Below are 12,918 nucleotides of genomic sequence, written 5' to 3' on the forward strand. Positions count from 1 at the left end.
TTAGAACTTCCACTGCAATTGGGCTTTAGCTCCGTGATCCTGCGAGCCATTTCCGATCTGGCCGGAGTAGGAAACACCGATACTCAATCCATCGGTGAACTTGCGATCAAGGCCTAATTCCAGAACAGCCAGATTCTTTGCAACCGGAACTCCACCTGTTGAGAACGCACTTCCACCTGACGCAAAGCTCAAACGACTGTCGGGCGTCAAATCATTGTAAGCATGACGCCAGGCTGCAGAACCGTAGAGCTTTGTCGCACCATCTTCAGAAACAACAGTGCTTGCGCGCAAGCCGATCGTTGAAAACAAAGTCCCGGAATTGTCACTGGCCCCTTTCAAAGCAGCTGCGCCACCGTCTTCCGTAAAGCTTCCGCTATGCAGATGGACATAGGCAAGATTTGCAAATGGCTCCAACGCCACGCCCTGAACATCAAATTGATGCGATGCTTCACCAAATATCTGCGTGACCTGATTACGGTAACTCGCAGACAGAGAATCCGAAAACCCGGTAAAGCTTACGGAACGTGCCGTATCGATGTCCTGCCAGCTATAAGCTGCGCCCAGTTTTACATCGATGACACCAGCCTTGCCGCCGCCATAGAGCCCAACATGATAGCTTGTCGCTTTACCGCTTGAATTCAACCAGCGCGTATCGAAGTTGGAATGGCTGTAACCAGCAAGTGCACCAATACGCCAAGCATCACCGACCACGGTGTCGACACCCGCAAATCCGCCGGCAATGGTGCGATCCAGATCAGAAGCGCCGTTGTTTGACGTATTCTCAAAACGACCATCTGAACCAAAGCCATGGCTCCACCATGAAAGCCCGCTATCGGCAACGGTATCTGCGGCACTACCGCCGGAAACGCCACCCATGATGGTACGAAGGCGACCTAGGGCTGCGTCACGGACGAACCGGCTATCTTCAAGCGTTACTGCGTGAGCAGACGCATGAATCTCACCGGATAATTGCGTGAAAGCGCTCTTGGCCTCGTTCTCGTCATTCAAATAGCTGATTGCCTGATAAAGCGGATTGTCTATGCCAAGCGATTGCAGAGCACCCGCAACAGCGTTCTGGTTTTTATTCAAGCCGCTGAGCTGATCAAATTGGCGGCTCTGGGCAACGCGCAGGACAACAGAATTCGGATCGCTATAATCAGCGATTAGACCATAAAATGTCGAAATATAAGTATCGCCCGCCAGCGTATAAGTTCCAGAGACGCCGTTCTGTGCGCTCAGAACCGTGAATGTATCATCAAGCGCGTATCTTACGCCTGTAACATTTGCAACGTTGAGAACCACGCCGTCTTCAATTGTGACTGTTCCACCGGCAACGAGGCTATCATTGATGCCTGACTGCGCCAGTTCGACGTTCCAAAATGAACCGTTCTGCTGCACAACATTCCCGGCAACAGTCAGTGTGCCTATACTGTTACCCGTTGCGAGAGTTGATCCTTTTCTTAGAGTAAGGCTACCCAATCCGCCGGTGCCGCTCAAAAGAGCACCGCTGCCAATTTGAAAATCGCCGTGAACCAGTTGGGAATTCACAGCCAAGCTTCCCTCTTCGACATAAAATGTGCCGTTGAAATCACCGCTACTGGAAAGCTCGAGCGCATTCGTTCCCACCTTAACGAATGAACCTGCACCAGTCAGAGCGTTGGCGAGATTACCGATCTGTTGCTGGTTGAAAACAACCACGCCATTGTTGCTGATCTGCCCTGTGCCAAAGCTTGACGCCGATCCCCAGACAACGCTGTTGGCAACCGTCGTTCCACCACTATAGAGGTTGTTATCTGCAAGCTGAGTGGTCCCGCCACCTGCAAGCACAACAGAACCTGCACCGCTAATATTACCAGCAAAATCCACTCTATCCGAACGGTTGATTACCAATGTTCCGTCGTTGACGACATCGCCGGTTATAGAACCGGCGGTGCCGCCATTGCCGACAACCAAAATCCCATTCTGTATTGTCGTGCCACCGCTGTAATTGTTGGTGTTGGTCAAGGTGACTGTGCCTGATCCCGTCTTGGTCAGCGCAGCCGATCCATTGAGCACGCCATCAACCTGTCCGGCACTGACAGCAATAGACTGTGAAGCATCGATAGTCGCATTGCTGGCTAGTGTGCCGCCGGACAGCGTGTAATCAACAACGCTGACGCCACCATTCTGGACCGTGCCGTCTGTTTGCACGAGAGCGCGCTGCGTCTGATCGGTACCGCCGAGTTCCAGCGTGCCGCCGTTGACCGTGGTCGTGTTGCTGTTCGCACCAAGCGTACCATTGCCAGAAAGCGCAAGCGTGCCTGCATCAAGGCTGGTGCCCCCCGTATAGCCATTGCCATTGGTCAATGTGACTGTACCTGATCCCGACTTGGTCAGCGCGGCCGATCCATTAAGCACGCCATCAACTTGTCCGGCACTGACAGCAATAGACTGTGAAGCATTGATAGTCGCATTGCTGGCAAGTGTGCCACCGGAAAGTGTGTAATCAAAAACACTCACGCTACCGTTCTGGACCGTGCCATCTGTTTGCACGAGAGCGCGCTGCGTCTGGCCGGTACCACCGAGTTCCAGCACACCGCCATTGACTGTGGTCGTGTTGCTGTTCGCACCAAGCGTACCATTGCCTGAAAGCGCAAGCGTGCCTTCATCGAGGCTGGTGCCCCCCGTATAGCCATTGCCATTGGTCAATGTGACTGTACCTGATCCCGACTTGGTCAGCGCGGCCGATCCATTAAGCACGCCATCAACCTGCCCGGCACTGACAGCGATCAAATGTGAGGCATCGATAGTCGCATTTCTGGCAAGTGTGCCACCGGAAAGCGTGTAATCAAAAACACTCACGCTACCGTTCTGGACCGTGCCATCTGTTTGCACGAGAGCGCGCTGCGTCTGATCGGTACCCCCGAGTTCCAGCGTGCCGCCGTTGACCGTGGTTGTGTTGCTGTTCGCACCAAGCGTACCATTACCAGAAAGCGCAAGCGTGCCACTGTTGAGCATAGTGCCACCGGTATGGGTGTTCTCACCAGTGAGCGTGACTTTCCCGTTACCGTTTGCAGAACTGTCCGCAAAAGTTATTTTTCCAGGCTGTGCCGAATCCACATCCGAGAACGTACCAGTAAAGGTCGTGATGTTTCCGTTTGCATCAATAGTGTTCGATGCAGAAGAATCGAGCGTAAAATTATTCGAATGAGTTTGATTGTTCTGATCGGCGACCAGTGTCCCACCTGTGAAGACCGAATTAACACTATCGCCCAGATTGCTGGCATCATAGGACGTGCCAGCACCAGCAATATCGGTTGCGGTCGATGGTGCACCCGGAACTTCGATCCCACCATCGGCCGTGATAATAAACGTACCTTTACTAATAGCATTACCAGCGGGACGCCAAACGTCCGAGAGCTGGCCAGGCGCGTAATTGAAGGTATAAGTTCCTGGTGTCAGGTCAATAAAGTAAGCAGATTGGAAATTATAGACGCCGCTTGAGTGCGGAGTGGTCGTTAACGACTCCCCATCTTGGCTGGCGTAAAAATAATTCGTTCCTACGGTTAAATCATCTGGAAGAGTGCCATTGCTCACATTTGCTAGATAGATACTAAAAACTTCTGTTTTAATTTTAGTACCGTCTTTCGATAAGTCAGCCGATCCTTCTGGGTTTACTGTTCCACTATGCCAGCTACCGTAAACGATTCTCGCATTATAGAGCCCCTCTGCACTGCCGGGGGTCAAGATATAACCAAGAGAATCCGTGTGCGCTTGCGCGGCAATGGGAGCAGCCAGCACACCCAGCGCCACCAATCCAACCTTGTTAAGAGTCCTGTATTGCAGATTTAGCTGGCCAACCGCGGCAAGGATATTCAGTGAAACGGATGCAAGGAGATTTTTTCTACGATGTGTAGCTGCAATCTCGTATCCCTTGCGAACCAATGTGTTTTTCGCGATTACAGTCTTGTCATTTTTTACAGACATTTAATTTCCCCACCGCCGCATTATCAGTTGCCAGCCAAAAGTTGATACTGGCTGCTGTCTAGCGGGAGGGAAAAAGACTAACAATACAAGCAAATGTAACGGTTTTTATTCTATGTAACGCAATGTAACGAAAGCTGTGTCATCCGTGATACAGTGGCTTAGGAATTTGAAATTAGCTTAGATATAGGAAGGAGCAGACTGATCCGCGTACCGTATCCAGGGCTACTTTCCGCTTCAACGGCGCCGCCATGAATCTCTGTGATTTTGGCAACGAGAAACAAGCCCAACCCCGAGCCTTCAATCGTTTCCGCATTGCTGCCCCGCATGAGTTTATCGAATATATAGGGAAGTTCTTCTGAAGGAATACCAGGCCCCGTATCGGAAACTTCTATCATGACATGCGGCTCTCTTAAAGAGAGCGATAAAGTAATCGCTCCCCTGCTCGCGCTGTATTTCACTGCATTATCAAGCAGATTAATGATTGCCAGATCCAGCATGCCTGAATCCGCATTTATTTTTACGGCCTGCGCATCGTCGTCAACATTAAATACAATTTCTGCTCCGTGAAGGTCTTTGGCTCTCAAATAAGCCCTCTCCACGATTGACGCGGCCTCACGGATTTTCATCTTCGGCTTATAGGACGGGCCTTGCAGCCGACTTCTGACCAGATTGGCTTCCAGCAATTCGACCAGACGCGATATAGAGCGACGAATACGGGATATGCGGCTGCGATTATCATCATCGCCCTCGGGCAACGCCAGTTCAATACTATCGACGCTCGAACGGATTGCCGCCAACGGCGTGCGATATTGATGAGAAACAACTTCCAAAAATCTCACTTGTGAAAGCTGTGATTGAATTTCAGCGCGCAAGGCATCCTCCGCAGCCCTGCGCGCGTCAACGAGTTCTTTGGTTCTTTCTTCGACGAGATGCGCCGCAATGCGTTCAGCCGTCCTTGACTGTCGCAAGGCATCTTTATGCATTTTCCAGTTTCTGATTTCGAGATCACGCAATCGAACGACAAGGGATCCTGTCAGCAAAAGCGTCTGGAAAAGAATTGCCGCTCCATAGGCATGAAATGTCCAATGAGGAAGCCAGGACAAACCCAGTCTTTGCAACATGGTCAAGGTCGCACCCACCCCCATGATAAAAAATGCTGCCGCTCGCAGCCTGCTCGCGCTACCTTCCGTATTGATCTGTCGCAAACTTAGGAAAACGGTGACAAATACACCTACAATACTGAGCATCGAGCCATAGGGTCCGAACTGTGCTGTCTTGCCCGTCAAGGCAAAACCAACGCCCACCAAGCCTGAGAACGCAGTAAACAAATAAAACCAGCGCATTTTAGGCGCATAACGTCTCAGATTGAGAATATGCATATAAGCAAGGGCGCTGGCGGCGAGCCCTGACCATGCATTAACCCCGATAAAGGCATCGTTACCGGCACCAAATCCCCGAAACAGATAAACGTGGCTTAGCCCCAGATTGCCAAAATAGATCATAATGACGCCCAGAGTACTGAGTGCCAATAAAGGATATTCAGCTTTACGAGAAAAGAAGAAGAAAACGAGTTGGGTGAGGAATAAAGTACCCATTCCACCAAACCACACGCCGTAAAGAAGGCCGCCCGTTACAAGTTGGCGGCCATGGTTGTTTTCTTCTTCCAAACGCAGGCTAAGTTGCGTAACGGAATTATGGTTCACGACATGAATATAAACGGTTGTCGTCTTTCCTGCGGAAAACGTCAGCGCAACGGCATCATCGATCCCGGAAATGCCGCTTGACAGAACCGGACGGTGATCACCAGCCTCGTATTTGATAAAATCGGAAACCTTCGCGGCTTTCCCAGGCGCACCAACATAGATGTCAACGGTATCAAGAAAATTAGGCATGAACGACAAAACGCCGTTCCCGTTCATGTCACTCGGTATTGAAACTTTTATCCAAACGGCAGTCTTCGCGAAACCATAATTAAAACTCGCAGTCGGGCTTGGATAAAAGTCCTTTTGATGCTCAGCACGCAATACTTCTGAAATCGTCAACCCGAAAGTACTGTCTGTTAAAGCTGACACGTTCCCATCTAACTTAGGAAAAACCGTTATTTCTGCAGCATACACCTTGCCCGGAAGGACAATGTGTAATAGCAAAAGCAAAAAACACATAAAAAAATGAAACCGGCTAGCAAAATCCCTTATCAGGCTTTTGGTTTTCTTCCGGTGCACTGGGCAGGGGTTGCGGCGTTCCGCTTTCATTTCCATAAGAACTCCGGCATTAGCATCAGAAAAACTGTCCAGCCTTAAGGTTTTGATAGGTGTAATAGTCAGACCAAAACAGGCCCATGACAAATATATCCCCTAAAATAGAGCCTACCCGCGTTCTTCTCGTCGAGGACGACAATGATTTGCGCCAAAGTCTTGCGGACTATTTGCGGCTACGCAAAATGTCTGTGAAAGAAGCGGTCTCAGGCTTGGAGTTTTACAGAGCTTTGAGTCAGCAGACATTCGATGTTGCCGTGCTGGATGTAAATTTGCCTGACACCTCAGGCTTTGAATTGGTGACAGAACTTTCTGCAAAAAACAATATGGGAATTATCATGCTGACCGCGCGCACCGGCCGTGAGGACCGTTTACGCGGTTATAGCGAGGGTGCAGATTTATATATGACCAAGCCTGTTGATAGCGAGGAACTGGCCCTTGCCATCAACAATCTTGTAAAGCGAACGCGAAAAAACGAGACCGAAAAACCATCTATACTCCCACCTAAAGAAACAGTTCTTTGGCTTAATTTGCAAAAGCGAGTTTTGCTCACCTCAAATCAGCAGCAAGTGAAGCTATCAACCCGCGAGTTACTTCTTTTTGAACACCTGATTGAGAACCCGGGAAAAACAATCAAGCGCGATGCGGTTATAAAACTTTTCACCGACGCAGAACCCGATCCGGATAGCCGCCGCCTTGATGCCGCTCTGGCTCGACTTAGAGCAAAGTTTCAAGTGGCCGAAATTCCGTTCCCAGTGCAGATCGTCCATGGGTTGGGACTCCGCTTAAATATAAGCATACAGATTGTTTAACTCTGCGTTGTCCCCATGAAAGGGGAACAGAGAATAGTAACGGTAATCTTCGAGCATACGTAAGGGGTATTACCAAATTAGATTAAAAGGATTTCAGAAACGCGAGATCTTTCCGCTCGTTAAAGCGGGGAAGAAAATTCTTTCATACCTCTTATAGCCTCAAACGATTATGCTTGGATTAACTTAGCAATGCGGTGTCGACACACCAAGAGGCGAACGATGTGCTCGCCGTCTCACGTTGAAAGTTGTTGATCGGTCTCAAGCGCGCCTTCGAAGAGCCTGTGGACGCAGAGCCGCCCATGGGGGTGGGCATAACCTCGACGATCGCCTCTGATTTCAGGTGGGGAGCGGCACGTCGTTCCCGTTCTCTAGCTGGCGCGCCCTATGCGCGGCCTTAGATCCTGGTTAAGTAGAAAAGGCTGAATTTCAGGCCATTATAACCACCGAAATGTGCTCCTTGGTTTTCCCTGTTATCACGCTTCCCTCGCCTGTAGCAGCGTTAGGGAAGCTTGCTCTCTTTGCCGTTTGGGAAACCCGGGGTTTTATTTGGATCAGCCGCGCCAATGTGGCGGATAGGCGGAGTCATAACCTGGTATGGTCTCCATGCGTGCTAACCAAGCGCTGATAGCCGGTAGACTGACAGCAAAGTCATCGAGGCCCAATTTCATCTTGATTGCTTCCTCTCGACGACCAACGCGCGCAAGCATCTGCATATTGGGCAGAGCCACTATATCGGCGGCCGAAACGGTATCGCCTGCCAGATACTCATCACGCTGCAGAGCTTTCTCCATCCACCCTAGCGCATCAAGCGCTGATGATGCAGACGCGCGCATTCCGTCCGGATCGTTGTGAGCAAGCCCCCTGAGAAGGGGCCTCACAATTCCGTCAGAAAGTTGATCGCGTATATAGTTTTCAAACTCGAAAATCGTCTCCCATGTACGGGCGGTCTCAATTGGACTTCTCCCAAATAGCACAGGTTCCGGATGCGCTTCTTCGAGAAACGCCATGATCGCAACCGACTCTGTTATCGGCGATGCGTTGGCTGTAAAGGTCGGCACCTGTCCGCGGGGGTTGAGAAGCAGATAGTCGGCGCTTTTATGTTCCTTCGTCGAAGAATCGATGCGATGCGATACGTAGGGGATACCTTTGTATCCAAGGGTAAGCATAACCCGCCATGAATAAGGGCTGCCGCTAATCCAATAAAGCTCGTATTCCATCAAAATCTCTCTCTGTTTCGTTTCAATTCTGATTGAACGACCAACGTCGCCATCCTTTGCGGCATGATGTGGCTACTCGTTTACTCGCGCCAGCGGCATCCGCTAACAAATTGACATAAGCGCTATCGTCAGACGTAAGAAACAGCGCTGCTCCGGCTACATCCACAGGCGTCCCCATTCGACCGGCCGGGATATTTGCGGCCATATTTGCCACATCTTCTTCGGTTGCAAGCGCGTCGAAGCCCGGTGTCGAAATGTGGCCCGGACTCAGCACATTGATGCGCAGTGGTCGATCCTTCGAGTCACGAACCATTCTCGCACCAGATTACGCAGTGCCGCCTTTGTCGATGAATAGACAGACATTTCTGGAATGCCGATGGAGTCTGCGATCGAACCAGTCAGGATAATGGATGCGCCATCGCGCCATGGCCGATTTCGGCGACGACCTGTGATATACATCGAAGCTCCCTCTTGGGCGAAACGCTTCGTAATGCCAAAGCCTATGCCCGAACTTCCGCCGGTAAAGACCGCTACTTTACTCGTGAGTCTGTTTCCCATTGCGGCGCAGATCCTCCTAGAATTCATCCTTTAGGTTTGTCGCGGCAACGAAGCCGCAGCTTGGGCGTTGAACAGGATTTAGGATTTACCACCCAGTCACGGGTAGAAGCGTGATCAGCATATTAATTATTCCAGATTTGAATTTATGTTCGGCAATCAGGACATGTTTCTGACCGCCCTTCCCTTTCATCACGCATCAAAGTACGGCTCAGAGCCTTATCGCGAATGCCATGATGCACCAGGCTTTCATGTGTACGCTGCACATAATCCAGATTGGATCCCCAAATGCCGGAGGCGGTCGCAACGCGTCGAGAGACCTCATCGTCGCTTAGGCGTCCCGCATAGTGCGGGCTTGTGCGATTTGCCACGAAGCACAGTGCCCGAATTGGGCCAGAATTCGTTTTTGCATCGAGCCATTTGGGAAGATATGCTCCGGACATCATTTCTCGCCGCCAAAGCAGCTTAAGCTCGGAACTCACGTCACCACCGATCCGCATGATGATCCCGTTGCAGGCACCCCCGGCGTCCAGCGCAAGCATGGCGCCTGGGTTGTCGATGGAACCACGCCCACGAACGGAATTCATGCACAGCGACCTGTGATAGCCATGGATGAGGGCCCGCCGCGCCTCTGCAACCGGAAAGATGGGGTTCCAGATCAGCGAGCCGTAAGCGAATACCCATACGTCATGGGCAGACGACGTGCTCTCGATCATTTGTGCCAGAGAGCGATCGAGTTCATCCTCAGTCAGAAACAGTCCCCGTTCCCTTGGGTCAATATCCTCTTGCATCTGCGGTAATGCAGACAAGTGCTCTCTGGTTAGAAGGGGCGCCTCGCGACGATTCAACGGCTCAATGGACATGCGGAAGCTTCGGTTTGTGTATGTGAACAGGGGATAATGGCGCGTCCAGTAACTGGAACACAATCGACTGCTCCCAACTTAGAATGGAAAACCGGCTCGCCCAAAGGCGTGATAAAGCGCAATTGGTAGCGAGGCGAATGCAGGGCACACACCTCACTACATTTCATGCGTCAGAACGTCAGGCCGATGGAAGCGAAGAACGTGTCCATGCGCTCGTCAAGATCGCGCTTGGTTTCCGCCCATGCGGGAACAGTATCCAGAAGGCGCTGTTGCCACGCTGAAATATTCGGGAATTCGTTAAGGGGCGGCTTGGATCGAGCGATCTGTGAGAACGGTGCTGCGATATCGATGTCAGCCAAAGTCAGTTCGTTGCCCACGATAAACTTTCGGTCAGCCAGATGAGCATCGAGTACAGAGGCCGCATCGCGGATCTTGCGCAGGGCGAGTTCGATAACCGCTTCGTTTTGCGGCTTGCCCATTGCGCGCGCTCCCACGCGCTCATCAAACAGAAGCACAAAGAAGATTCGCCACTGCTCACCGGACCAGAACATCCACTGCAACACTTCGTGACGTTCACTTGGGGTTTTACCGACGAGCGACGAGTTCACCTTTTCCGCAAGATAGAGATTGATTGCGGATGACTCCCAAATGATGGTGTCACCATCCTGTAGCACGGGCGTCAGTCCGTGAGGATTGAGCTTCAGAAATTCCGGCGTATGACTTTCGCCCTTGAAAAGGTCAACATTCACACGCTCATACTCGACGCCCATGATCTTGGCTGCAGCAGCGACGCGGCGGTAGCTACCAGAGCCGAGGTCACTATAAATCTTGATTGACATTATAATCTCCTAAGTGGGTCGCCATCCCGACGACAGCGTTCGCACTAAGTAAATTATTCCACATTAGGAGATTAGAGGGGGAATTCGAATAAAATTTATTCCTATTTCGAATATCACTCGATGCCGAATTTCGTAGCCCTGATTTGCTCTTCAATGAACGCAACCAACGCCCGTACTTTTGCGCTGGTGCGCCGCCCGGCAGGCATCACGGCCCACAGATCGAGATCCGGCAGGGTCCATTGCTCAAGAACTTCGCATACGACACCGCTGTTCAGTTCGGCTTCAAACATCCACTCGGTAGCCACAGTAAGGCCTGCACCATTCAGAACAGCCGACCGAACACCTTCTGTAGCATTAATCCGTAATTTAGGCCTGACCGATATCGTTTTGGTCCCGTGCGGCCCCTTGAATTCAAAACGATCACCGCCCTCCCCCTGGGAGAAAACAACGGTCGAATGATCAAGCAGATCATCAGGTGTTGTTGGTGCCGGGTGAGCGGCAAGATAGGTCGTAGCGCCTACCACGATGCGTCTGCAACGCCCTATTCGTTTTGCAACAAGACCAGAATCGTCAAGTTGCCCCATGCGGAGCGAAACATCGATCCCTTGCTCGATCAGGCCTACGTTCCTGTCGTCCAGTTGGACAGATATTTCGACGCCCGGATGCTCATCCAGAAAGTGCGGAAGCTTCGGAATAATATATTGGCACATAAAAGTAAGTGTCCCGCTAATGCGGATCTGACCGGAGAAACTCTGCGCCTTCGTTCCGACCGCCGAAACCGCCGCGTCTGCGTCCTCCACGACTTTGACTGCATGTTCGTTAAATATTCGGCCGGGCTCTGTTGGCGTAAGCTGCCGCGTCGATCTCAGGAACAACGATACTTCGAGTTTTTTCTCAAGATAGGCGATGGCTTTGGAAACGGTTGATTGCCCGACATCGAAAGATTTTGCCGCAGCGCTTAATGAGTTCGTGTCGTATACGCGAATGAAGTAACGCATGGACGTGAAAAGGTCCAACTTCCGCCTCCTGAAAACTATTCGACATGCAATTTACGTTTTCAATACCGCTGAAATATATCAGAAATAAAAGCGATATAAGGAGAAAATTAGTTCACTGATAGCACACGGCCGCGCCAAGAATTGGAACTTTCACAATATTATGTCGCCTGCATTGGCGCTTATCATAGTTGAAAAAGCTTCTTATAGCCTTTCCCGTGACGCACGGCATTTACAATGCCGAAATCGGACTCATCTAAAAATCGAATTATGCAATTATGTTTCTCGTAATAATCGTCATTGACGGTCCACATTACAGGGAATCGCAACAACATAAAAATATGGATACTTTTCGCCTTAACAAAAGTAAAACCCCTCTTCAGTTTTGCCAGAGAGACTAAGATCGACGCGCTTTTGAAGGAAATCTGGAAAAACTAAAAGTGCGGTTGATAGGCGGTTGAACAGCTGCCCAAGCACTTAATAACCCTACCGCAATTTCCCCGAAAAATCCAGCCCCTTACGCATATTTTTCGGCGCAACGTGATTATCTAGACAGACAGAAGCAGCTAAACGCTTAACGCAACAGAGATCGCCGCGAGCCGATATATATGAAGGCTGCCAATCTTGTCTTTGTATCCCTACAGCAACCAACCTTAGGTTCCCCGGCTTCACTTGGCGGACAGAAGACATATGCACGCTTTTTTATCCACTCATTATGGCGTCAGCCTAACTGCTCGAAATAGAACTATCCTACGTTTCTACATTCAGGTTTTGGATCTCGTTATAAACGAGACCGTCCAACTTCAGAGACACGGCTTACGTTCCAGAGCACCTGCAAAAAGGCGTCGCAAGACCAAATAAGCGAGTTGAGCATCTAGCCCGGCTGAATTTGACAAGGCTAGAATTAAATAAAACTTGGCGCATCTTCCGTCCGAAAATGATAAAATCTTGTATGCCATTCACAGCAGCGCGGAGTTCCGTACAGCCCGGCTACGAAATGCGAGCCACGCCCCAAATTAAAGTTGCTGTCGACTTATTTCGAAACTCCGCTCGCGGCAAAGAAAAACGGAGAGGTTACTGCCACCTACTCAGCAAACCAACAATTGTCGCCCCCGACAATTGTTTGATTCGCGCTTGGTACCAGTGACAACAGAGAGCGGATTGTTATATACAACCACCGCCATGATACAGCACGTCGCCAGATGTTTTTTGATAGACTGCCGTCTAATTCCAATATTAGCGTTTAAAAACAACAAGATCGATCGAAATTGATTCTTATCTGCAAAATATCTTGGCCTGCGCACTCCTCGCTAACGATTTGTTAATCGGCTCGCCCCTTGCGATAGAAAAAGAATCGGACATAATGACGGTATTCAGACGACATCAGTGCTGATGCCGTCATTAAGGGCCTGGGAA

Annotated in this window: 7 protein-coding genes and 1 pseudogene; 1 reads left to right on the forward strand and 7 read right to left on the reverse strand. The window is 50.5% G+C overall.

Annotation, left to right across the window (positions count from 1 at the left end; all coding sequences use genetic code 11):
- Together AAIB41_RS18435 and AAIB41_RS18440 are read right to left on the reverse strand one after the other, a co-directional pair.
- The gene (locus AAIB41_RS18435) at positions 1-3,966 is read right to left on the reverse strand and encodes an autotransporter domain-containing protein (protein WP_343315400.1); all 3,966 of its coding nucleotides are present in this window, start codon (positions 3,964-3,966) and stop codon (positions 1-3) included.
- Between the two features lie 158 nt (positions 3,967-4,124).
- Positions 4,125-6,224 (reverse strand): sensor histidine kinase, encoded by a 2,100-nt coding sequence (locus AAIB41_RS18440; RefSeq protein ID WP_343315402.1) that lies wholly within the window; start codon positions 6,222-6,224, stop codon positions 4,125-4,127.
- 80 nt (positions 6,225-6,304) lie between these two features.
- On the opposite strand from AAIB41_RS18440, the gene AAIB41_RS18445 reads away from it, so the two are divergent.
- Positions 6,305-7,033, forward strand: a complete 729-nt coding sequence (locus tag AAIB41_RS18445; RefSeq protein ID WP_343315404.1) for a response regulator transcription factor — start codon at positions 6,305-6,307, stop codon at positions 7,031-7,033.
- A gap of 551 nt (positions 7,034-7,584) precedes the next feature.
- On the opposite strand, the gene AAIB41_RS18450 is transcribed toward AAIB41_RS18445, so the two are convergent.
- The 5 genes and pseudogenes from AAIB41_RS18450 to AAIB41_RS18470 all read right to left on the reverse strand — a co-directional run bounded on the left by AAIB41_RS18450 (position 7,585) and on the right by AAIB41_RS18470 (position 11,523).
- Positions 7,585-8,250 (reverse strand): glutathione S-transferase family protein, encoded by a 666-nt coding sequence (locus tag AAIB41_RS18450; protein WP_343315406.1) that lies wholly within the window; start codon positions 8,248-8,250, stop codon positions 7,585-7,587.
- A gap of 22 nt (positions 8,251-8,272) precedes the next feature.
- Positions 8,273-8,808: pseudogene (locus AAIB41_RS18455) on the reverse strand (SDR family oxidoreductase).
- Between the two features lie 143 nt (positions 8,809-8,951).
- Positions 8,952-9,614, reverse strand: a complete 663-nt coding sequence (locus AAIB41_RS18460; protein WP_343315407.1) for a gamma-glutamylcyclotransferase — start codon at positions 9,612-9,614, stop codon at positions 8,952-8,954.
- Positions 9,615-9,838: 224 nt separating this feature from the next.
- Positions 9,839-10,507: a glutathione S-transferase family protein gene (locus AAIB41_RS18465; protein ID WP_343315408.1), complete on the reverse strand. Its 669-nt coding sequence runs from the start codon at positions 10,505-10,507 to the stop codon at positions 9,839-9,841.
- A 113-nt stretch (positions 10,508-10,620) separates the two neighbouring features.
- Positions 10,621-11,523: a LysR family transcriptional regulator gene (locus AAIB41_RS18470; RefSeq protein ID WP_343315409.1), complete on the reverse strand. Its 903-nt coding sequence runs from the start codon at positions 11,521-11,523 to the stop codon at positions 10,621-10,623.
- Positions 11,524-12,918: the final 1,395 nt, after the last annotated feature.

Origin of the sequence: Brucella sp. BE17, from assembly GCF_039545455.1 — a bacterium.
Classification (GTDB): domain Bacteria; phylum Pseudomonadota; class Alphaproteobacteria; order Rhizobiales; family Rhizobiaceae; genus Brucella.

Bases quoted from the DNA above. Each gene is read 5' to 3' on its own strand.
- AAIB41_RS18465 (WP_343315408.1), bottom strand. From the start codon at position 10,507: ATGTCAATCAAGATTTATAGTGACCTCGGCTCTGGTAGCTACCGCCGC.
- AAIB41_RS18440 (WP_343315402.1), bottom strand. From the start codon at position 6,224: ATGGAAATGAAAGCGGAACGCCGCAACCCCTGCCCAGTGCACCGGAAG.
- AAIB41_RS18435 (WP_343315400.1), bottom strand. From the start codon at position 3,966: ATGTCTGTAAAAAATGACAAGACTGTAATCGCGAAAAACACATTGGTT.
- AAIB41_RS18450 (WP_343315406.1), bottom strand. From the start codon at position 8,250: ATGGAATACGAGCTTTATTGGATTAGCGGCAGCCCTTATTCATGGCGG.
- AAIB41_RS18445 (WP_343315404.1), top strand. From the start codon at position 6,305: ATGACAAATATATCCCCTAAAATAGAGCCTACCCGCGTTCTTCTCGTC.